The sequence below is a fragment of the Sphingomonas sp. genome, from assembly GCF_035998645.1.
Classification (GTDB): domain Bacteria; phylum Pseudomonadota; class Alphaproteobacteria; order Sphingomonadales; family Sphingomonadaceae; genus Sphingomonas.
In genome coordinates this window covers 1098842-1121035 of record NZ_DASYHL010000003.1, presented here as the reverse complement: position 1 = coordinate 1121035, position 22194 = coordinate 1098842, and the positions used below count along the sequence as shown (strand labels likewise).

Here is a 22194-nt window from a genome sequence, read left to right as displayed (position 1 = left end):
GGAAGCGCGTGAAACTGATTCTGCCCATCGCGGCACTGGCGATCACCGCGACGAGCGGTTCCGCGCCGGCTCAGGAAAAGCCCGGTTTTCGGGATACGCCGACGCTGCCGGGTGGCGCGTGGAAGGTGCACGATAGCGAGCGCCCCTACCCCACCGTTGTGACACCAGCAGCCCAACCGGGCGGCGCGCCGTCCGACGCGGTAGTGCTGTTCGGCGGCACGTCGCTCGACTCGTGGCAGCCGCAGCAGACGCCCTGGACGATCGCCGATGGCGCGGTCACTTCCCGCCCGCGCACCGGGGGCGGAGGCGAGAATGCGCTGGTTAGCAAGCAGAGCTTCGGCGACGTCCAGCTTCACCTCGAATTCCGTTCGCCGAACCCGCCCGAGAAAAGCTCGCAGGACCGTGGCAATAGCGGCATCTGGTTCATGCAGCGCTACGAGATCCAGATCCTCGATGGCTATAACAACCCGACCTATGCCGATGGCACCGTCGGCGCGATTTACGGGGCGAAGCCGCCGCTGGTGAACCCGTCGCGCCGCCCCGGCGAATGGCAAAGCTACGACATCGTTTTTGAACGGCCGCGCTTTGCCCCCGACGGCACGCTGCTGCGCCCGGCGTATATCACCGCGTTCCTCAATGGCGTGTTGGTGCAGAACCGCCAGCCCTGGCTCGGCACCACCGTGTGGCGGCAGGTCGGACGCTATACGGCGCATGGCGATGCCGCGCCGATCCAGCTTCAGGATCACAATTCGCCGGTTTCGTTCCGCAACATCTGGGTGCGTCCGCTCCCCGAAGCCGCGGCGAGCCACGACCATCAGGGTGAGGTAAAATGAGACTGGATCGACGCGATGCGCTGGCCGGGATGGCGGCGATGTTCGGGACTGCCCTGTTCGCGCCGATCGCGCGTGCGGCAGCGGCACAGGTAACGCCGATCAGCGATGGCCCGCCGAGCGCGCCGGTGTTTACAGCGGAGCAGCGCGCGCTGATGACCGCGCTCAGCGAACGCATCATGCCGACCACCGACACGCCGGGCGCGATTGCCGCCGGCGTGCCCGAGTTCATCGAGAAGATGCTCGCCGACTGGGCGATGCCCGAAGAGCGCAAACCGATCCTCGCCGGGCTCGACGCGATCGAGACGCGCAGTCAGGCGGACTTCCAACTGCCCGCAACCAAGGCGTCGCCGGAACAGCAGGACGCGTTGCTCACGCTGGCGATGGAGGACAAGATTCCCGACGGCCTGAGCTTCTTCGACAAGTTCCGGCAGCTCGTCATCACCGGCTATTTCACGTCCGAAATCGGCATCACACAGGAGCGCGACTATCTCCCGGTCCCGGGGCGATATGACGGCGCCCACCGTTATTCCCCCGGCACGAAGGTGTTTTCCTCATGATGATCGACCGACGCCAATGGCTGGCGGGCGGCGCCGCGCTCGCGACCGCCTTCGCGGCGGCACCGTTAATGGCGCGGGTCAGCCCGGCGCGACCAATCGGGCTTCAGCTTTACACGGTGCGCGAACTGTTCGCCCCCGACCCGATCGGCACGCTCGAGAAGGTCGCGGCGATCGGCTATCGCGAGGTCGAATATGGCGGCGGCGGCTATGACAAGATGGACCACGCCGCACTGCGCAAGGCGATGGACCGGCTGAGCCTGAAATGCCCGTCGATCCATGTCGGCTATGAGGCGCTCGCCGCCGATCTGCGTGCCGTGGTCCGGATGGCGAACACGCTGGGCGCCGACACGATCGTCCTGCCCTGGCTGACCCCGGCGATGCGCGACCCGCAGGTGTTTCAGCGCGCGATCGGCGATTTCAACCGCTGGGCGGGGCAACTTAAACAGGCCGGGCTCGGCTTTGCCTATCACAATCACGATTTCGAATTCACCGTGAAGGCGCCTGACGGGCGCAGCCTGTTCGATATGCTGGTCGCGGACGGTGATCCGGCTTTGGTCAAGATCGAGCTCGACCTGTTCTGGACGGTCGCGGCGGGCGAAGATCCCAAAGCACTCATCAAGCGCCTGCCCGGCCGCATCTATGCCTATCACGTCAAGGATCGCGCCGCGGACGGCCGGATGGTCAGCGTCGGTGCCGGAACGGTCGATTTCGCCGACATCTTCACGCTCAACAGCCAAGCCGGCGTCCAGCATCTCTATGTCGAAAATGATCAGGCGCCCGCGCCCTATCTGCCCGACATCAAGGCCAGTTTCGACCATTTGCGCCGGATCGGCGCGTAACCGGATTTAGGGGGAATCGGCATGGCCGACATGTTCGACGCGATCGTCATCGGCTCGGGGGTGAGCGGCGGATGGGCGGCCAAGGAACTGACCGAGAAGGGGCTCAAAGTCCTGATGCTCGACCGCGGCGTGATGGTCGAGCATGGTCAGGATTACGACTATGACGGCAAAGCACCGTTCGAGATTCCCGCGCGCGACATTATGCCCAAGCATCTGATCGACAGCGATTATTTCATCGCGAAGAACGGCTATATCGCGCCCTCCAGCCAGAAATTCTACAATAACGACCGGCTGAACCCCTATGCCTATGGCGAGGGGGACAAATTCTACTGGATCCGCCCCGGCGCGGTTGGCGGCAAGTCGCTGATCTGGGGGCGGTGGAGCTTTCGCTGGAGCCCGGAGGATTTCGAGGCGAACAAGAAGGAGAATGTCGGGATCGACTGGCCGATCCGCTATGACGACCTCGCCCCTTGGTATGACTATGTCGAGAAGGTTGTCGGCGTATCCGGATCGCGCGAAAACCTGCCGCAGCTTCCCGACAGCCTGTTCCAGCCGCCGATGCAGATGAACGTCGCGGAGAAATGGCTGAAGGAAAAGCTCGAAGCGAGCTCGCCGGGACGCAAGCTGATCCCGTCGCGCCTGTCCAACATGACCGAGGACAAGCCCGATCAGGGGCGCAGCAAATGCCAGTATCGCAACCAGTGCGGTCGCGGCTGCTCGTTCGGCGCCTATTTCTCGACCCAGGCGGTGACGCTGCCCGCCGCACGCGCGACCGGCCGGCTGACGCTGCGCCCGGATTCGGTGGTCACCAGCCTGGAATATGACGCGCCACGCCGGCGGGTGACCGGGGTGCGCGTAGTCGATGCGAAGACCAAGCAGGTCGAAGTGATCCCGGCGCGGATGGTGTTCCTGTGCGCATCGGCAATGGCATCGACCCAGATCCTGATGAACTCGCGCGCGCCGGGCAGCGGGAAGAGCCATTTCGACAGCAGCGGCACGCTTGGCCGCTATGTCATGGACCATATCTTCCGCGTCGGCGCTGCGGGTGAAATCCCGGGGTTCAGCGAGTTTATCGAATATGGTCGGCGGCCCGGCGGCGTCTACATCCCGCGCTTCCGCAATGTCGGCGGCGAAGAGGGCATCGGCTTCCGGCGCGGCTATGGCTTCCAGGGCAGCGCGCGGCGCGAGCCCGCCACGCCCAAGGGCTTCGGCGCGTCGATGAAGCAGGGGATGCGCGACTATGGCCCGTGGAAATTCGCGATGGGCGCGTTTGGCGAATGCCTGCCCTATGAAGACAATCGCGTCAGCCTGCATGCCGACAAGCTCGACCGGTTCGGCGTCCCGCTGATGCGCTTCGATGTCCGTTTTCGCGACAATGAGATCCGCATGATGGATGACGCGCGGATCGAGGGTGAGAAGATGCTCAAGGCGGCAGGCCTGCGCAACGTGCACAGCTGGCGCGGCGAGCATGTGCCCGGTGATGCGATCCACGAGATGGGTGGCGCGCGCATGGGGCATGATCCGCGCCACGCCGTGCTCAACAAATGGAGTCAGGCGCACGACGCCGCGAACCTCTTCGTCACCGACGGCGCGCAGATGGCGTCGGTGTCGTGCGTGAACCCGTCGCTGACCTTCATGGCGCTGACGGCGCGCGCGGCCGATCATGCGGTCAAGCAGATGAAGGCCGGGGTGATCTAGTTCATCGCGTCTTGTCGGCGGCCAGACGACTTCCGGTGTGCGGCTCGGTGCGCCCCAATGGCGGCGTAGTCGACGTCCAACACCCCGTCAGGTCGCCGACAAAATTGATGTTGCGCAGGTCGAGCGCGGTATCATCTACGGCCTCAACGCCGCTCGATGCGATCCACCCACCGATTGAGCGCTCGCCCGAAGCCAAATACCGGTCGAGCTGCGGCGCGAGTGCGGCCGGCCAATAGCCGATGGCATGTTGCCGCAGAAGCGTCCGCGGCGGTCCGCCCGCAAGGCGCGCGCGCAGATCAAGCGGCAGAGGAAATACATCGACCGGCGCGCTCAAAACACCGTCATGCCCATGGACCAGCGCATAGTGGAGCGCCGCATTCAGGCCGGCCAGGGGCCCCAATCCCGGGGCAGGTCGATCGGGAATAGTCTGGAGACCAGGCCACGATCGCCCGCACACGACCAGGGCATCGACCTGCGGCGTCAGGGCAGCGACGACGTGATCGATCAGTTTGATGCCGTCGATCGTTGCCAGCGCCTTGTCGCTTCCGAACCGCCGCGATTGCCCGCCCGCGAGGATGGCGCCGAGAATGGAGTCCGCCACCGCTTAAAACCTCAGTGTCGGCACAAGCGTGCCGACAGGCAGAGTGGGTCCTGACCCCGCTAGCCGCACCAGCCGATCCGCGCGGGCGAGCAGAGCCTGCGACCCGGCGGATTGGCGCTCGAGAATCCGCACGGCACCCCCATCGGTCGCTCCGCACAGGAAGCGCTCCCGTCCGGTGCCGGGCGGAGCGGTGGCCGCCAGTGGCTGATCGCTCCACGCAAGCCCTGCATCCACGCCGCGCCCGGCCAGACCGGTCAGCAGCGGGACCAGCAGCAAGCGGGCCACGGTCATTGCTGCGGTCGGATTGCCGGGCAAGCCGATGACGTGTCGCTCACCAACGCGCCCGTACCAGACCGGCTTTCCCGGCTTGATCGCAAGCTTTGCGAACTGAATGTCGAGACCGAGCGGCTCCAGCGCCGCCCGGGCAAAATCGCGACGCCCGCGTGAGGCACCGCCAAGGAGGACCAGAAGGTCGCAATCGGCCAGAAGGCTGGCGGCTACCCGAGCGATGGTTTCGACATTATCGGGCGCACGCCGGTGCTCGACCGGCTTGGCGGCCCATTGATGGCACAGCAGCAGCACTGCCTCCGACAGGCTGTCTGGGATCGCATAGGGCGAGTCGGCATTCGCGGCGGTGCCCGGAGCGACAAGCTCGTCGCCGGTTGCGAGCACCGACACGCGCGGCCGTTTCCAGACTGTGACCATACCGGCGTCGGCAGCCCCGGCGGCCAGCAACGCGCGCGGATCGAGGATGCGGCCAGCGCTGAGGATTGCATCGCCGCGCGCGAAGTCGGATGCGCGCCGCCGCACGTTGCGGTTCGGGGAAAGCGCTCCGGCGAGCGTCAGAATGTCTTGCGCCTCGGTCGCATGCTCGCTCATCACCACACAGGTCGCGCCCTCCGGCATCGGCGCCCCGGTGGTGATGCGGACCGCTTCGCCCATCGCAATTCTGTGCCCGAACGGTGCGGCCGGGAAGCTGGCACCGACGATACGAAAATGGGTGCCCCCTGCTTCCACATCGGATGCGCGCAGCGCAAAGCCGTCCATCGCCGCAGTATCGACGCGTGGCGCATCGATCGCAGCATACACCGGTGCCGCCAGCATGCGCCGACCAGCCTTGGCCAACGCGATCACCTCCTGCCCGAGCGGGACGGCGTGCGATGCCAGCACCGCCAATGCGGCATCGAACGTCATCTCAGGGGCCGCCGGAGGCCCTGGTTCAGCGCCGGAAATCATTTAATGGGGGCCAGCAACGCGTCGCTGCGAACCAGAACCCGCAACGGCAAGCCGGCAGCCTCGGCACGCTGCATCGCCAGCGTGGTCGGTGCCGAGATCGTCGCAAGCAGCGGGCAGCCCGACAGCGCGGCCTTCTCGACCAGTTCATATGAGCAACGCGACGTCAGCAGCGCGAAACCCCCGTCCCAGCCGCTTCCGGCCCGGAGCATCGCGCCGATCAATTTGTCGAAGGCATTGTGCCGCCCGACATCCTCGCGCACCAGCCATGGCACGCCCAGCGCCGAACAGGCAGCGGCGCCATGCACCGCGCGCGTTTCGCGATTGAGCGGCTGGTGGTCGTCCAGCGCGGCGAACGCGCGAAAGATTGCGGCGTCGTCACCCTGCCAGATCGCCGACACGCGCGGGATCGGTCGCAACGCCTGTTCAAGATTTTCGATGCCGCACAGCCCGCATGACGACTCCGAAATGCGGTGCCGAACCCGTTCGACGACGCGATCCGCGACGGCTTGCGCGAGTGTCACGCGAAGCAGAATCCCGTTCTCGGCAGGATGAGCGTCGACATCCAGTATGTCAGCGGCACGATCGATCAACCGCTCGCACAGTGCAAAGCCATAAGCGAGGTCGGCCAGATCGGCGGGTGTCGCCATCAGCACCGCGTAGCCGATGCCATTGAACTCGATCGCGATCGGCGTCTCACTCGCGATGGCGCGCTCGATTGCCATCGCCTCGCCACCCGATCGCACACGATCGAACGGCGACCGCGCGCTCTCGGACAGGGCGTCAGTCAGCGCGGGTCGCCGCGCGGCTATCGATGAACTGCATGGCCATTGCGCGCCTCCCTTAGACAAACCGTGTCCCTGGTAGCAAACGGAACGCCAACCGGTTTGTTCACGCAGCCAAACTGGCTAGGGTCGGATCGTCTTCCCTTGTCAATTCTAGCACCGTGGCGGAACCGAACCGCAGCGGGTTATTTACCCTAAAAGCCAAGACAGCGGAGCAGGCCATGACCGACCAGCCTAAAACAGTCGAGTATAAGAGCGCGACCGGGGGCTGGGGCTCGCTGCGCGGTATGGGCCAGACGGCACTGAGCGAGATGCCGACGCCGGGGGTGCTCAGCACCTTGCTGAGTCAGAACAAGACCGGCGGGTTCATGTGCACCAGCTGCGCCTGGGGCAAACCGAAGCACCCGCATGCGTTCGAATTCTGCGAGAACGGCGCGAAGGCGACGATGTGGGAGCTGACCTCGCATCGCTGCACACCGGAGTTTTTCGCCAAACACAGCGTCACCGAATTGCGCGGCTGGAGTGATCACGATCTTGAGCATGAGGGTCGGCTGACGCATCCGATGCGCTATGACGCCGCGAGCGATCATTATGTCGCGTGCAGTTGGGACGAGGCGTTCACCGCGATCGGCGCGGAGCTCAAGGCGATCAATCCCAAAACGGCGATCTTCTACGCCTCGGGCCGCGCGAGCCTTGAGACTACCTACCTCTACGCGCTGTTCGCGCGGCTCTACGGGCACAACAACCTGCCCGACAGTTCGAACATGTGTCACGAAACGACCTCGGTCACGCTGAACAAGCTGATCGGCTCGCCGGTCGGCACCTGCACGCTTGATGACTTCGAGGAATGCGACGCGATCTTCTTCTTCGGGCAGAATACCGGCACCAACAGCCCGCGCTTTCTCCATCCGCTGCAAAAGGCCGTCGAGCGCGGCTGCAAGATCGTCACCTTCAATCCGATCCGCGAGAAGGGCCTGATCGAGTTCATCAGTCCGCAGAACCCAGCCCAGATGGTTACGGGCAAGGGAACGCCGATCAGCTCGCAATACCTTCAGGTGCGGTCGGGCGGCGACATCGCCGCGATCATGGGCCTGTGCAAATTCGTATTCGCCGAGGACGAGCGGCGTAGCGGCACACTGCTCGATCGCGCCTTTATTGCCGAGCATTGCACCGGCTTCGACGAATTCCGCGCCACCGCGGATGCGACAAGCTGGGAGCGGATCGAGCAGGAATCGGGGCTCAGCCGCACCGATATCGAGGCCGCGGCTAAGGTCTATGTCGAGGCCGAGCGCGTCATCGGGGTCTATGGCATGGGCCTGACCCAGCATGTCCATGGCTTCGAGAATATCGCGATGCTGGTGAACCTGCTGCTGATGCGCGGGAATATCGGCCGCCCCGGCGCCGGAATTTGCCCGGTACGCGGACATTCCAACGTTCAGGGCCAGCGCACCGTCGGCATGTCCGAGAAGCCCGACCTGGTGCCGCTCGGCAAGTTCGCCGAGCAGTTCGGTTTCGATCCGCCGCGCGACCGGGGCATGACCACGGTCGATGCATGCGAAGGCATTCTGGACAACAGCGTGCAGGCGTTCATCGGACTTGGCGGCAATTTCCTGCGCGCAATCCCCGATCAGGGGCGGGTCGAGCCGGCTTGGGAGCGCATGCGCCTGACGGTGCAGATCGCCACGAAGCTCAATCGCAATCATCTGTTCAACGGCAAGACCGCCTATCTGCTGCCGTGCCTTGGTCGCAGCGAGGAGGATTTGCAGGCCGGCGGTCCGCAGACGGTGACGATCGAGGACAGTTTCAGCCACATCCACGGCTCGCTCGGCCACCGCAAGCCCGCCAGCGAACACCTTAAGTCGGAACTGGCCATCGTCGCCGGCATCGCCATGGCCACCCTGCCCGCCAACCCAAAGGTGCGCTGGGCGGACTGGACCGGGGATTACGGCCTGGTCCGCGATCTCATCGCGGAAACCTATCATGAGCAGTTCCACGACATGAATGCGCGGATGTTCGAGCCCGGCGGCTTTTATCGCGGCAACAGCGCGCGCGAGCGGATCTGGAAGACCGAAAGCGGCAAGGCCGGGTTCACCGCGCCCGAGATGCTCTGCGCCACCGATGTCGCGGACGCCGAGGGCCGCTACCGCCTGGTCACGGTCCGCTCGAACGATCAGTTCAACACAACTATCTATGGCTATAGCGACCGTCTGCGCGGGATCGAGGGCAAGCGCGACGTGGTCCTCATCAACCCCGCCGATATGGCGCGCGCCGGGCTGTCCGCAGGCCAGCGCATCACGCTGGTCGGCGATGCGGAGGATGGACATGTCCGCCGGATCGAGCGCCTCGAAATCGTGCCCTTCGACCTGCCCGACGGGACCATCGTCGGCTATTATCCCGAACTCAATCCGCTGATCCCGATCCAGCACCATGATCGCAATTCCAAGACCCCTGCCAGCAAGGCCGTCCCGGTCCGCATCGAGGCGGGTTGATGGTGCAGGAAGCGACACAGGAGGATCCCAGCGGCGAGGTGATCGCAGGCGCGGCCCCTGAACTGCTGGTCGCCAAGGCGCAGCAGCCTTGGGCGCGGATGTTCGTGCTGGCGATCCTCGCCGGCGCCTTCATCGCCTTCGGGTCGGTCGCGGCAGTGGTGGCACAGGCGAATATGGGTGACGGCGGCGCAGTGCGGCTGTTGTCGGGCGCGGCCTTTTCGGTCGGGCTGATGACGGTGATGATCGTCGGCGCGCAACTCTTTACCGGCAACACAATGATGCTGCTCCCGTGCGTTAGCGGCGATCTGACGGCCGGGCGGTTGGCGTCCGCCTGGACAATTGTATGGCTGGGCAATCTGGTCGGTGCGGTCGGGGTCGCATTGCTGTTCGCCGCCAGCGGCGGATTGGGCGATGGCGTGGGTGAGGCCGCCATCGCGCTGGCCGACGGCAAGCTGGCCAAGGCACCCGGCGCCGTGTTCTCCTCCGCAATTCTGGCGAACATGCTGGTCTGTCTTGCGGTGTGGATGTCGATGGCGGCGCGCACCGTGCCCGCCAAAATCCTCGCGGTATTTGGGCCGGTAACGATCTTCGTGGCCGCCGGACTTGAGCATTCGATCGCGAACATGTCGATCCTGCCGCTCGGCTGGCTTGCCGCGCCCGCCACAGCCCCCGACCTTACGTCGGGTGCGCTCAATCTGCTGTTCAGCACGCTCGGCAACATTGTTGGCGGGGCTGCGCTCGCGATCGGCACTGCCTATGGCCACGACGCGCTGGCCCGGCAAAGTGGTTCGAAATGAGCAGCTACTGCGGGGAGCCACCCCTGCCCCACGACTGGCTGCTGCGCTGGAACCTTGATCCGGTCCTGCTGCTCGGCCTTGTGATCTGCGCCGCGATCGCGCTGCGCTCGGAACGCCCTCGCCTCGCGCTCGGCGGCGTCGGGGTGCTCGCGATCGCGTTCGTATCGCCGTTATGTGCGCTGAGCGTCGCTCTGTTTTCCGCGCGGGCGGTTCATCATATCGCGCTTGTCGCCATCGCGGCGCCGCTGATCGCGCTCGCTTTCCCCGCACGCCGTTCCGGGCAGCTGGCGGTGGCGCTGCTGGTCGCGACAATCACGCTGTGGTTGTGGCACGTCCCGACATTCTACGATCGGGCGCTGGCGAATACTGCCCTGTACTGGGTGATGCAGTTCAGCCTGATGGCGAGCGCGATCTGGATGTGGCGCAACGTGTTTGCAGCACCGCCGGTACCGGCACTGCTCGCGGCGATCTTCGCCATGGCGCAAATGGGGATGTTGGGGGCATTGCTGACCTTTGCCCCCGACGCGCTTTACGCTGCGCACGCCGGTACCACGCTGGCCTGGGGCATCGGGCCGTTGGCCGACCAGCAGCTTGCCGGGCTGATCATGTGGGTCCCGGGGGTCTTCCCCTATGCCATCCTAACGGCGTTGCTCGCGCGGCGCTCTTGGATGCAGGCGGCGCGCGCAACATGATCGTTGCGGTCAAGCTGTTGCACATCGCAGCCTTGTCGATCTGGTGCGCCGGGCTGGTGGGCTTGCCGCTGCTGCTCGCCAAGCACGAGGCGGGCGACGAGCAGGAGGACTATGCGCGCCTGCGGATGCTCACGCATCACGCCTATATCCGCATCGTCACGCCCGCCGCCGTCATCGCCATCGTGCTGGGGACAGCGCTGATCTTCATGCGCGGCGTATTCGTGCCGTGGATGTTCGCCAAGCTGGTGCTGGTCGGGGCGCTGGTCCTGCTCCACGCCTGGATCGGGCATGTTACCGTCAATATCGGGGAGAGCCGCGGCGGTTACACCCCGAAACGGGCCTGGCCGTTTCTCGCCGCTGCGCTGGCCGCGATGCTCGTCATCCTGGTGCTGGTGCTCGGCAAACCGCTTCTCGACGGTGAACGATTGCCGTCCTGGCTTGTCGCGCCGCAGGATCAGCCCTTGCCGGTCGACGAGGTGCCAAGGTGATAGTCGAAGACCAGCTTGCCCCCATGCCATCCGGTCACCGCAGTGAAGCCGGCAGCAAAGGCCGACAGCAAGATGCCCCACGGCAACACTGCCTGCTCATAGCCGGACGTGAGGCGATAGCCCCAGTTCGCACCGAGGATCGACAGCAGCATCACCGCGATCACAAAATGCGTCCAGCTCGCAGCGCGCGCGCGGATGCCCGGAACGAGCAGCAATTCGACGGTGCCCGAAAGGCCAGCAAGCAGACCGAACAGGAAGGCCATGCCGCTGGCCCACAGCGCCGCGCGCGCCCAGAAGACATCGCCAGTCCACCAATAAAACCCGTCGGCGCCCAGCGTGCACATCGTCAGTGCAATCGGAAACGCGACCAGCATCGCGTGGATCGGATGCCCAGCGATCGCAATCTGCGATTCGGTTCGGTGAAAACTGGGTTCAGCCGAGATCGGATCGACCAGCGCCCCCGTGTTTTTGGGTTCGTCATCCATCCCCCGGTCTTGCACCGAAGCGCAGCAACGATACCAGCCCTGATTGCAGGCGGCTGCGCCGGACCGTTGTCAACGCTGGACACGGCAGGGCCGGGCGCGGACGATGTTGCGACCCTGTGGTGGGTGATGGCGGCAGGGGCAGCCGTGCTGGCGCTGTTCACCTGGAGCCTGCTTGCGCTGGCCTTTCGCCGGCGGAGCGGCAGCGGCGCGCGCGGCGTTTCGCTGTGGATCGGCTGGCTTGGCCTCGCCATGCCGGCCGCCGTCCTGACGGTGCTGCTGGGCTATGCCTTCATTCTGGGTGAGCGTCACCTCGCCCGCCCCGCGCCCGACGTGGTGACGGTCGAGGCGACTGGGCACCAATGGTATTGGAGCTTCCGTCAGCCCGGCGCGGCGGGCGTGATCGAAACGCGCGATATCCTTCACATCCCCGCCGGTCGGGCGATCGACGTGCGGATCGCGTCCGCCGATGTGATCCACAGCTTTTGGGTGCCGCGGCTCGGGGGAAAAATGGACGCGATTCCAGGACAGGTGAACGTGCTGCGGATCGAGGCGGGCAGGCCCGGCATCTATGAGGGCCAGTGCGCCGAGTTTTGCGGGCTGAACCATGCCAGCAACCGCTTCCGCGTCGTCGCGCATGACGCAGCCAGCTGGTCAGCATTCCAGCGCGGAGGCGGGCAATGAACGCGCTCCAGCGCCACCGTGCGTTGACCGCCATCTGGGGCAGCCCAAAGGGCTGGCGCGGGACGATCGTCTCGGTGAACCACTCCGATATCGGCCGGCGCTTCATCCTAACGGCATTCGCCTTTTTCGCGATCGGCGGCGTGCTGGCGATGCTGATCCGCGCGCAGCTGGCGACCCCCGACAGCGCGTTCGTCGGTCCCGCAATCTACAACCAGCTGTTCACGATGCATGGCAGCATCATGATGTTCCTGTTCGCCATCCCGATGTTCGAAGGACTGGCGCTCTACATGCTGCCCAAGATGCTGGGCAGCCGTGACATGGCCTTCCCGCGGCTCTCCGCCTATGGCTGGTGGTGCTATCTGTTCGGCGGGAGCATTCTGATCGCGGCGCTGGCGTTCGGCGTCGCGCCCGATGGCGGCTGGTTCATGTACACCCCGCTCTCGTCCAAGGCGTTCACCCCCGGAATCAACGCCGATGTCTGGCTGCTCGGCATCACCTTTGTCGAAATCTCGGCGATTTGTGCGGCGATCGAGATCACCGTCTCCATTCTCAAGCTGCGCGCGCCGGGGATGCGGCTCGACCAGATGCCGCTGTTCGCCTGGTATCTGCTGATCACCGCCCTGATGATGATCCTTGCCTTCCCGCCGCTGATCCTCGGCTCGATCCTGCTCGAGGTCGAGCGAGCGTTCGGCTGGCCGTTCTTCGATCCCACGCGGGGGGGCAGCCCGATGCTGTGGCAGCATCTGTTCTGGCTGTTCGGTCACCCTGAAGTCTATATCATCTTCCTGCCCGCCGCCGGTGTGGTTTCGACGGTGCTGCCGGTGATGGCCCGCAACGCGATCCTTGGGTATGGCTGGATCGTTGCCGCGTTGCTGGCGCTGGCATTCCTCAGCTTCGGGCTGTGGGTCCACCACATGTTCACCACCGGCATCCCGCACATGGCGCTCGGCTTTTTCTCCGCCGCCTCGGCGCTGGTGGCGATCCCCACGGCGGTGCAGATTTTCGCGTGGATTGGAACGCTGTGGACTGGACGCCCCGAGCTCAAGCTGCCGATGCTCTATCTGCTCGGTTTTTTCGTGGTGTTCGTGCTGGGCGGGCTGACCGGGGTCATGCTGGCGATGGTGCCATTCGACTGGCAGGCGCATGACAGCTATTTCGTCGTCGCACACCTCCACTATGTGCTAGTCGGCGGGTTCATCTTTCCGATGCTGGCCGGTGCCTATTACTGGCTGCCGCACTTCACGGGTCGGGCGCGCGTACCGCGGCTGGGCGAGGCGGCGTTCTGGCTGATCGTGATCGGGTTCAACCTCACCTTCTTCCTGATGCACCTCACGGGCCTGCTCGGCATGCCGCGCCGGATCTATACCTATACCGAAGAGATGGGCTGGACCTGGCTCAACCTGCTCTCTTCGGTGGGCAGCTTCATCATGGCGTTCGGCTTTGCGCTGTTTGCCGTCGATGTGGCGCTGCAGATCTTCTTCTCGCGGCGCAGTCGCCGCAACCCGTGGCGCGCGGGTACCCTCGAATGGGCGATGCCGACCCCGGCGGCAGCCTATAACATCGCCAGCCAGCCGCATGTCGAAAGCCGCGAGCCGCTCGCCGACGACCCCGAACTCGCCGTGAAGCTGGCGCGCGGCGAAGGCTATCTGGGCGAGCCGCGTCACGGCTGGCGCGAGACGATGGCGGTGGACTCGGCCAGCGGCGCCGTCGACTATGTCGTGATCCTGCCCGGCAATACCCGCCTGCCCGTCGTAACGGCAGTGGTCACGGGTGGCTTCTTCCTCGCGTTGCTGTTTGGTTATTACTGGCTGGCACTGATCCCGCTGGCGGGCGTGGCCGCCCTCGGCTGGCGCTGGGCATGGGCTCTCGGCGCGCGCGAAGATGTTGGCCCGGTAGCGATCGGACGGGATCAGACTGCGCCGATCCATCGCGAAGCCCCCGGCGCACCCGGGTGGTGGGGCACGGTCCTGTTGCTCGTCGCCGACGGAACCCTCTTCGCCGCGCTGCTGTTCGGCTATGCGTTTCTATGGGTGATCGCGCCCAACTGGCCTCCGCCCGAACGGATCGATGGCGGCACGATCACCGCGCTGATCGCGGCCCTCGCGTCGATCACAGCCATGGTCCTGGCACGCGGTGCTGGCCGCGCGATCAGCGCTGGATCACTGCGCGCAAGCCGACAGATGGCATTGGCCGGCGCTGTAGCCCAGGCCGTTTCTGTCGCAGCGCTGGTGGCGACGGGCGCCAGCGCGCTGCCGATACCGGATACGCACGCCTATGCCGCTGCAAGCTGGGCGTTGATCGCCTATGCCGCCATTCATGGCTTCATCGCACTGCTATGCGCCGCATTCGCCTGGGCGCGGATCGGCGCCGGATTCGTCTCGGTCGCGCGCGCGCAAGAACTGGCGATCGCGCGCTTGTTTGCCGACTATTCGGCGGCCGCCACGATCCTGGTGCTGCTGTGTCTGTTCGTGCCGGGACTTTTGGCATGAGGCTCCTGATCCGCGCCAGCGCCGGGCTGTGGCTGTGGGCATTGGGCTTCTCGTTGCTCTATGGCCTTCATGGCATCGGCTGCGCGCAAGGATGGAACCGCGTCCCGCTCCTCGGTGGAACGATCTTCGGATGGAGCATGCTCGCCTTGTGGCTCATCCTGGTTGCAACCGCCGCCGCGATGATCATTTGGGCCCGTCGCAGCCCAGAGGGACTGGAACGCCGCCTTACCCTGACCTCGACACTCGCGGGATTCGTCAGCATCGTCGTTACCGGATCGCCGGTGATCGCTACAACCGCATGCCTCTGAACAAAGGCGACGAGGATCGTAGATACAGCTGAGTCTTCGTCCTTATGCTTTGGGAGCAGGCGGGTCGCCGGCGATCGAGCCTGCCGCATCCCCGCCAAGCGCAGGCTTTTGCCGCATCGCGCCGCTGATGTAGGGAAGCGGGCATGAACGGAGCTGAACAATCCGCGCCCGGCGCGCTGCGCGGTATGCGCTTCGTGCCGGGCGGCGCGTTTTCGATGGGGTCGGATGACTTCTACCCGGAAGAGGCGCCGGTACGGCGTGCCAGCGTGGCGAGCTTCTGGATCGACGCGGCGCCGGTGCCGAACGCCGACTTTGGCCGTTTCGTTGCGGAGACCGGCTATGTGACGCTCGCCGAGCGCGCGCCGGATCCGCGCGACTATCCGGGGATGCCGCCAGAGATGGCGAAGGCCGGCTCGCTCGTCTTTCAACGCACCGCGACACCGGTAGCGCTGCACAACCCGCTGCTCTGGTGGCGTTTCGTGTTCGGTGCGGATTGGCGCCATCCGCTCGGGCCGGACAGCTCGCTCGACGGACTGGACACGCATCCGGTCGTTCATATCGCCTGCGAAGACGCGGAAGCCTATGCAGGCTGGGCCGGCAAGGCGCTCCCGACCGAGGCCGAATGGGAGTTTGCGGCGCGTGGCGGGCTGGACGGCGCGGCCTATGCGTGGGGCGATGAACTGTCCCCAGATGGCGCGATGCTGGCCAATTATTGGCAGGGAGACTTTCCCCACGCCAATCAGCTTCTGGATGGATGGGAGCGCACCTCGCCGGTGCGGAGCTTCCCGGCGAACGGCTATGGCCTGTTCGACATGATCGGCAATGTCTGGGAATGGACGAGCGACTGGTACGCCCTGCCCTCGTTGGACGCACCGAAGTCCTCGACTGCCTGCTGCGTGCCCGAACACCCGCGCGGCGGGACCGAATCGGAGAGCTTCGACCCCACCGCGCCGCAGGTGCGGATCCCGCGGCGGGTGCTCAAGGGCGGGTCGCATTTATGCGCGCCGAATTACTGCCAGCGCTACCGCCCGGCGGCCCGATATCCCCAGCCGATCGACACATCGACGAGCCATGTCGGGTTCCGCTGCATCGTGCGCGACCCGCACGCCAGCGGCTGAACAGTCCGGCTCGCCGTTCAGTCCGCCAGCGGCTCAACCTCGATCGCCGAGACGATCGCCTCACCCCGGCGCGCAACGAACTGCAGATCGAGCATGCCGCCGGTCACGTCGGCATCGAACTGTTCGCGAACCGCAGTCAGGGGCGCGCCAGCCTTTGCATGAATGTCGAAATCCTTCAGCGCCACAGTGCCATTGGCGGTCACGTCGAACACGCGCGCGCCCTGCGCTTCCTTGGGCTCGATAAAGCTCAGCGTCACCCGGTAGCGGCCATTGGCGGCGGGGATGCGGTAGCCGAACGCGCTGCCGCTGCGGAAGCTGGCGACGACATCGCGACGATCGGTCCCGGCAATCGCGACCAGCACCGGCTGACGCCCACGACCGCCCGGCGTATCGGCGGTGCCCGCTGCGCCGCCGACGAAGAAGTTGTCCGACCCGAAGCGCTTGTCCGCCTTCGCCGCGACGATCGCGCCGCTGTCGATGCGGAAGCTGCGCGCCTGCGCCGTGTCGAGCGTCCAGTCGATGCGATCGGCAACCGTGCCGGAAGCGAACGCCCCCTTCGCCTCGATCCGGTTCGCACCGGCCTTCAGCCGCACGTCGCTCCACACGCAGATGCGGTCGGGGCAGTCGGCCATCCGCCCGATCTCGCGCCCGTTGACGCTCAGCACCGTCTGCGCCGCATTGCTGTACACGCGCACTTCGGTCACCGGATAGGCGCGGTCGACATAGCGTCGGCCGGTCACATGGACGGTGGGCTTGTCCGACCAGTTGGCGCGATAGAAGTAGAAGGCGTCCTTTTTGATCTTGCGATCATAGGTCACCACGCCCTTGGTATTGATGTCCTGCGCATCGCCCTCGCGCCGCACGGTCGATCCGAAATCGAACCCGTTCCACAACCAGATCCCCCACAGGTCGCGGCGGTCCTTCAGCACCTTCCAGCTCTCCTCATGGTACCAGGAGAAAAAGGCTTCGGGCTGGGTGCGTCCGGCGGATTCGATCGGGCCGCCGGTGGGATTGTCGGACTGCATATTGGGCGCCCCGCCCGCCCCGATCTCGCTGATCGAGACCGGCTGGTTGGGCCGGTTGGCACGCAGCGCGTCGAGATGCGCGCCCAGCTCATGCGGCGTGCCATAGTACCAGCCATAATAGCGGTTCGCGCCGACCGCATCGACCGTATCGGCGACCGGCGGCACATCGCGCAGCCCGCGCTCCTCACAGCATTGGGCCAGCACCACCGGGCGCAGCGGGTCGATCGCCTTTGCCTGTCCGTACAGGTCCTTGAGCAGCGGCAGCGGATCGGCCAGCACTTCGGGCGGGCGGCCCAGGAAATCGGGGCGGCCGGGGCCGAAATCGACCTCGTTCGCGATGCCCCACACGCCGACCGAGGCGTGGTTGTAATTCTGCTTGATCAGATCCTCCAGCTGCACCCGCGCATTGCGACGGATGCCATCGGGGGTTTCGACCTGATCCCTGGCGTTGGTCCAGGCGGTGACGAGGCCGATCTCATCCCACAGCACGATGCCGTAGCGATCGGCGAGCTCGTGGATCGGCTGGCCATGCTGATAGTGCGCGAGGCGAATGCTGTTCGCGCCCATGTCGCGCAGGATATCGACCGTCTCGGCGACATCGTCATAGCTGACCGCCCAGTCCGACGCCTCGCTATCCTGATGGATGCCGACGCCGACCAGCGGCACGCGCTTGCCGTTGAGGATAAAGCCTTCATTGGCGTCGAGCCGCATCGTGCGGATGCCGAAACGCTGGTCGAGCGCGTCGAGCAACGCCCCGTCCGCGCCGCGCACCTCGACCCGCAGCGTGTGAAGATAGGGGTCGGCGGTGCCGTGCCACAGCCGGGGATTGGCGACGCTCAGCGCGCCCTTGATCTCCGTTGGAGCACCCGGCGCCACCTGCCCGGCGTGACGCCAGCGCGCGACAGCCTTGCCCGTGTCGTCGAGCAGCTGCACGTCCACGGTCACGGCGCGCGCGGCCCCGCTATCGTTCCTGAGCCGCGCGACCAGACCGATCGTCGCGCTGGCCGCATCGGCGCTGCGCGTCGTGGCATAGACACCCGGCCCGCCCGAATCGAGCAGGTCGATATGCACCGGATTGGCCAGCACCAGACTGACCGGACGATACAGACCGCCGCGCACAAAGAAGTCGCCGGTCATCGGCAACACATCGGCCGTGCTGTTGCCGAAACGCGGCTGGCTGTTGTCGACCTTTACGTAGAGCGAATTGGCCTGCCCAAAGCGGATCGCGTCGGTCGCATCGAGGCGGAAGCGGCCAAAGGGGTTGCGATGCTCGCCCAACCGGACGCCGTTGAGCCACACTTCGGCAGTGCGGCTCGCCGCATCGAACTCGAGAAACGCGCGCTTGCCCGCTCCATCCGCAGCCGGGGTGAACGACAGATGGTACCAGCCCACCCCCTGCGCCTTGTTGACGCTCTGCGCGCTGTTCACATGGGTTTGCGGATCGGACAGGTAATAGCCGACCCGGTTCCAGGTGTGCGGAACCGAAACCTGCTGCCAGTTCTCCGGCTTGGGATTATGCGCGTCCGGGCCGGCGTCGCCGACGAAGTTGAACTGCCAGCCCTCCGCCAGCACGGTGCGCGCGCGCGGCCCCGCATCGGCAGCGCCCGCCGGATCGCGCGGCGATGCAGCGGCGGCCGAACACGCGGAGGACAGCATCGCGATCGCGGCCGCAGTTGTCTGCAAGGCCTGGACCCGTTTGCGCATAGGAACCTCAATCGTCGCTTGGGAAGCGGGATATGTCCGCTCCATCTCGCCGAACAGGAAACGGGCCGGACGGCAATCGCCCGGCCCGTCATCGCTATCAGAACCCGATGCGGGCGCGGACGCCGACATAACGCTTATAGTTGCGCGGGACCTGTTGGTAGATGATGTAGGGCGCGTCGCGCGTCGTCGTATTATCGATCAGCGAGGTCACATAATCCTGATCGAACAGGTTGTTGACGAAGAAGCTGACGCGCCAATCGCCGTCCTTGTCCTGCACCCCGATCGACGCGTTGGCGATGCCATAGGCATCGATCACCGTCCGCGGATTCTGGCTCAGGCCGTTGACCGAGCTCTGCCACACATAGTTGCCGTCGGTGACCAGCTCGAGGCTCTCGGTGATCGGCGCTTCGTATTTGAACCCGAAGTTGAACTTGAAGTCAGGCGAGTTCGCCAGCTTCTTGCCCGCCAGATCCTGCCGGAACTGACCGCTGGCAGTATCGAGCACACAGCCTTCGGCAACCGTCTGCCCATAATAGCATTGGGCATCGGGAAACTCGCGGACGCGCGCGTCGATATAGGCCGCCGATCCGAACAGGGTCAGTCCCGCAGTGGGATTGATCGACGCCTCGAACTCCACGCCGCGCGAGCGCAGCTTGCCGACATTGGTCAGCTCGAACTGCTGCGGGACCACTTCGTTGTTGATGCCCTGCGCCTGGAAGTCGTCATAGTCGGTCCAGAACGCCACCAGCTGGAACTGGGCGCGCCGGTCGAACGCGCGTCCCTTGATACCGATTTCGTAGTTCATGCTCGATTCCGAGCGGATCGGATTGCTCGCGCGGCGCTGGTCGAAGCCCGACGCCACGTCATAGGCCTGGCCCTTATAGCCTGTCGCGATCGAGGCGAAGGCCATCAGATCATCCGAGAAGTCATGCTGAAGCGCGGCCTTCCAGGTGAAGGCAGTCTCCGAATCCTCTCCACTGAACACGGTCGGCGTGGCAGTGCGGTTGTCCTGGAACCGTACGTCGATCTTCTCATGGTTGATGCGCGCGCCGCCGGACAGCTTGGTCGTCGGCGACAGGTCGAAGCCCAGCTGGACAAAGCCGGCATAGCTGCGGCTGTTACCCGTCGACGCCCAGTTCTGACGCAGCGGCGGGGTGTTCGGCGCGAGGCGGACGAAGGTGCGATCGGTACCGCCATCGCTGTAATAGAGGCCGACCATATATTCGAACGGCTCGCTCGGCGCTGAGGTCAGGCGCAGCTCCTGCGTCACGCTCTTCACGTCATAGCCTGAGAGCTGCAGGATCGACGGGCTGGGCGTCAGATCCTGATCATTCTCGATATAATAGTTCCAGTTCTGGTAGCTGGTGATCGAGGACAGGGTCGCAAAGCCGAGGTCAAGGTTGAGTTTCGCCGCGAGGAGCAGTTGGTCGCTGTCATTGACCTGCTCGTCATTGATACGGACGTTGACGTTGTCGGGTCCGGGGGTGATCCCGGTCAGGTTGTAGCTGGTGTTGACCGGATTTCCGGCTGCATTGCGCTGATCGAGGCGGCGGAACGTGTCGACGCCGCCATTGCCATAGGAGTCGCCATAGTCGGCGATCAGGCTCAAATCGAGCGCACCAATGCGATAGTCGAACTTGCCGCGAACGCCCCAGCTTTCGAGCTGACCGAGCTTGTTACCCGTGTGCAAATTGTTGATATAGCCGCCGAAATCGGAATAATAGCCCGACACGCGAAAGCCGCCATCCGGCCCGATCGGCCCCGACAGGCCCGCCTGAACCTTATATTCGTCGTCCGCCGTCGCCATCAGTTCGGCCGATCCGGTCAGCGTGCTGGTCGGAGCCTCGGTCGTGATGCTGATGACGCCCGCCGACGCGCTCTTGCCGAACAGCGTCCCCTGCGGTCCGCGCAGCACTTCGATCCGCGCCACGTCGGTCAGGTTGCCGAACGCCTGGCCCGGCAGGAGCAGCGGAACTTCATCGACCATCACCAGCACCGACGGCTCGACCGAGGTCGAGAAGCTGAACGTGCCGATGCCGCGCAGCGAGACGGTGTTCTGGTTCTGGTTGCCGCTGGCGGTGATGGTCAGCGACGGCGACACATTGGTCAGGCCGGAAAAGTCGTTGACCTGCGCCGCGTCCAGCACCGTCTGGTTGACGACCGAAACCGCGACCGGAACGTCGAGGACATTCTGTTCGCGCTTCTGTGCGGTGATGACGATTTCATCCGAAGCCGCCCCATCGTCAGCGGGCGCAGCGTCTTGCGCGAGCGCGGGAGCCGTGAGGCTCGCGCATCCAACCGCCAGGGCGATCCGCGCGACCGAGCTAACCAACTTTACAGAATTCATCTTTCAACTCCCTCCCTCAATGCGCATCCTCTCTTCCACTTGGTCAGGACGCTGCGATGAAATTGGTCATGCCACAAGCTGATTGGCGTTGGAAGAGTAATTTGTACGTGATGCATCCATCAAAGCACCGGGGGGTTACCGAGACGAGGGAATGCGACGTCCGTATCTGCATGTTTGACAGAGGTCTGGCCAATTGGCGCGCATCACGATAGCAGTATCAACACCGCCCAAAGGCGATCAGAACCGAGAGTGAAGATGGCGAACGAAAGCGAAGGCGGAAAAGATCGGCTCTACCAGACAATTGCGCGGCAGTTGCTGGAGGTGTTCGCAAGCGGCCGATATCAGCCGGGCGACCGCTTGCCGACCGAACGCGAACTGGCGATCGAGTATAATGTCAGCCGACCGACCATCCGCGAAGCGATCATCGCGCTGGAGGTTCAGGGCATCGTCGAGGTTCGGGTCGGATCGGGCGCCTATCTGCGCGGATTGCCCAGCGCTGCAGGTCAGGCGGAGTTCAACGTCACCGCGTTCGAGCTGACCGAAGCGCGGCTGCTGATCGAGGGGGAAGCGGCGGCACTTGCGGCATCGCACATCACCGATGAGGAGCTCGATACCCTGGCAAAGCTGATCGACGAGATCGCGCGCGAGAATGAGCGCAATGCCGGAACTGAGGATGCCGACTACCAATTCCATCTGACGATTGCGCGCGCGACGCGCAACGCGGCGATGGTGAACCTGATCGACACGCTGTGGTCGCTGCGCGCCAAATCACCGGAAAGCGCGCTGCTCTATGCGAAGGCGCGGTCGGCCAACGTCAAGCCGGTGGTGGACGAGCATCAGGTGATCCTCGATGCGTTGCGCACGCGCAATCCGGTGACTGCGCGCGCGGCGATGCGGGCGCATCTGTCTGCGGTGCTCGACAGCCTGTTATTCGCGACCGAGGAGCGCGCGATCGAGGAAGCGCGCAAGCTGTCGGCGTCGAAGCGCGCGCGCTATGCTCAGGCGCTGGGCTGAGCGGCGCGATC

The 22194-nt window shown here is 65.2% G+C and carries 19 protein-coding genes; 13 read left to right on the top strand and 6 right to left on the bottom strand.

The annotated features are described in order from the left end of the window. Positions 1 to 8 precede the first annotated feature (8 nt). The 4 genes from VGN66_RS09385 to VGN66_RS09370 are packed head-to-tail and all read left to right on the top strand — an operon-like array spanning position 9 to position 3927. Entirely contained in the window at positions 9 to 833 is an 825-nt protein-coding gene (locus VGN66_RS09385; RefSeq protein WP_327518532.1) for a DUF1080 domain-containing protein, read from the top strand. Next, positions 830 to 1390 (top strand): gluconate 2-dehydrogenase subunit 3 family protein, encoded by a 561-nt coding sequence (locus VGN66_RS09380; RefSeq protein ID WP_327518531.1) that lies wholly within the window; start codon positions 830 to 832, stop codon positions 1388 to 1390. Before VGN66_RS09385 ends, VGN66_RS09380 begins: the two co-directional genes overlap by 4 nt. Next, positions 1387 to 2229 (top strand): sugar phosphate isomerase/epimerase, encoded by an 843-nt coding sequence (locus tag VGN66_RS09375; protein WP_327518530.1) that lies wholly within the window; start codon positions 1387 to 1389, stop codon positions 2227 to 2229. The genes VGN66_RS09380 and VGN66_RS09375 overlap by 4 nt, the downstream gene beginning before the upstream one ends. Before the next feature lie 21 nt (positions 2230 to 2250). Beyond that, a complete protein-coding gene (locus VGN66_RS09370; RefSeq protein WP_327518529.1) occupies positions 2251 to 3927 on the top strand; it encodes a GMC family oxidoreductase in 1677 nt (558 codons plus the stop codon). A 1-nt stretch (position 3928) separates the two neighbouring features. Here the strand turns inward: VGN66_RS09370 and mobA are convergent, their stop codons facing one another. Genes mobA through fdhD form a run of 3 tightly spaced genes read right to left on the bottom strand, consistent with a single transcriptional unit; the run spans position 3929 to position 6486 of the window. Then, positions 3929 to 4528: a molybdenum cofactor guanylyltransferase gene (gene mobA, locus VGN66_RS09365; RefSeq protein WP_327518528.1), complete on the bottom strand. Its 600-nt coding sequence runs from the start codon at positions 4526 to 4528 to the stop codon at positions 3929 to 3931. Between the two features lie 3 nt (positions 4529 to 4531). Continuing rightward, positions 4532 to 5722, bottom strand: a complete 1191-nt coding sequence (locus VGN66_RS09360; RefSeq protein WP_327518527.1) for a molybdopterin molybdotransferase MoeA — start codon at positions 5720 to 5722, stop codon at positions 4532 to 4534. Between the two features lie 38 nt (positions 5723 to 5760). After that, positions 5761 to 6486 carry a formate dehydrogenase accessory sulfurtransferase FdhD gene (gene fdhD, locus VGN66_RS09355; RefSeq protein ID WP_327518526.1) on the bottom strand — a complete coding sequence of 242 codons (726 nt, stop codon included), beginning with the start codon at positions 6484 to 6486 and terminating at the stop codon, positions 5761 to 5763. Between the two features lie 281 nt (positions 6487 to 6767). Here fdhD and VGN66_RS09350 point away from each other — a divergent pair, with 281 nt between their 5' ends. The 4 genes from VGN66_RS09350 to VGN66_RS09335 are packed head-to-tail and all read left to right on the top strand — an operon-like array spanning position 6768 to position 11012. Beyond that, positions 6768 to 9035: an FdhF/YdeP family oxidoreductase gene (locus tag VGN66_RS09350; RefSeq protein ID WP_327518525.1), complete on the top strand. Its 2268-nt coding sequence runs from the start codon at positions 6768 to 6770 to the stop codon at positions 9033 to 9035. Between the two features lie 2 nt (positions 9036 to 9037). Continuing rightward, positions 9038 to 9832: a formate/nitrite transporter family protein gene (locus VGN66_RS09345; protein WP_327518524.1), complete on the top strand. Its 795-nt coding sequence runs from the start codon at positions 9038 to 9040 to the stop codon at positions 9830 to 9832. Then, positions 9829 to 10524: a cytochrome c oxidase assembly protein gene (locus VGN66_RS09340; RefSeq protein ID WP_327518523.1), complete on the top strand. Its 696-nt coding sequence runs from the start codon at positions 9829 to 9831 to the stop codon at positions 10522 to 10524. Before VGN66_RS09345 ends, VGN66_RS09340 begins: the two co-directional genes overlap by 4 nt. Continuing rightward, entirely contained in the window at positions 10521 to 11012 is a 492-nt protein-coding gene (locus VGN66_RS09335) for a CopD family protein (protein ID WP_327518522.1), read from the top strand. Before VGN66_RS09340 ends, VGN66_RS09335 begins: the two co-directional genes overlap by 4 nt. Here VGN66_RS09335 and VGN66_RS09330 read toward each other — a convergent pair. Then, positions 10979 to 11497, bottom strand: a complete 519-nt coding sequence (locus tag VGN66_RS09330; RefSeq protein ID WP_224920671.1) for a DUF2231 domain-containing protein — start codon at positions 11495 to 11497, stop codon at positions 10979 to 10981. The genes VGN66_RS09335 and VGN66_RS09330 overlap by 34 nt on opposite strands. Before the next feature lie 66 nt (positions 11498 to 11563). Here VGN66_RS09330 and coxB point away from each other — a divergent pair, with 66 nt between their 5' ends. The 4 genes from coxB (at position 11564) to VGN66_RS09310 (ending at position 16093) form a co-directional block, all read left to right on the top strand. Beyond that, a complete protein-coding gene (coxB, locus tag VGN66_RS09325) occupies positions 11564 to 12178 on the top strand; it encodes a cytochrome c oxidase subunit II (protein ID WP_327518521.1) in 615 nt (204 codons plus the stop codon). Next, positions 12175 to 14667 (top strand): cytochrome c oxidase subunit I, encoded by a 2493-nt coding sequence (ctaD, locus tag VGN66_RS09320; RefSeq protein WP_327518520.1) that lies wholly within the window; start codon positions 12175 to 12177, stop codon positions 14665 to 14667. The genes coxB and ctaD overlap by 4 nt, the downstream gene beginning before the upstream one ends. Then, positions 14664 to 14975 carry a hypothetical protein gene (locus VGN66_RS09315; protein ID WP_327518519.1) on the top strand — a complete coding sequence of 104 codons (312 nt, stop codon included), beginning with the start codon at positions 14664 to 14666 and terminating at the stop codon, positions 14973 to 14975. Before ctaD ends, VGN66_RS09315 begins: the two co-directional genes overlap by 4 nt. Positions 14976 to 15160: 185 nt before the next feature. Further along, positions 15161 to 16093, top strand: a complete 933-nt coding sequence (locus tag VGN66_RS09310; protein ID WP_327518590.1) for a formylglycine-generating enzyme family protein — start codon at positions 15161 to 15163, stop codon at positions 16091 to 16093. 17 nt (positions 16094 to 16110) lie between these two features. Here VGN66_RS09310 and VGN66_RS09305 read toward each other — a convergent pair whose 3' ends face one another. Both VGN66_RS09305 and VGN66_RS09300 read right to left on the bottom strand, forming a co-directional pair. Then, positions 16111 to 18801, bottom strand: coding sequence for a glycoside hydrolase family 2 TIM barrel-domain containing protein (locus tag VGN66_RS09305; RefSeq protein WP_327518518.1), 2691 nt, complete (start codon positions 18799 to 18801; stop codon positions 16111 to 16113). Positions 18802 to 18919: 118 nt separating this feature from the next. Continuing rightward, positions 18920 to 21169 carry a TonB-dependent receptor gene (locus VGN66_RS09300; protein ID WP_327518517.1) on the bottom strand — a complete coding sequence of 750 codons (2250 nt, stop codon included), beginning with the start codon at positions 21167 to 21169 and terminating at the stop codon, positions 18920 to 18922. Between the two features lie 255 nt (positions 21170 to 21424). On the opposite strand from VGN66_RS09300, the gene VGN66_RS09295 reads away from it, so the two are divergent. After that, positions 21425 to 22183, top strand: coding sequence for a FadR/GntR family transcriptional regulator (locus tag VGN66_RS09295; protein ID WP_327518516.1), 759 nt, complete (start codon positions 21425 to 21427; stop codon positions 22181 to 22183). Positions 22184 to 22194: the final 11 nt, after the last annotated feature.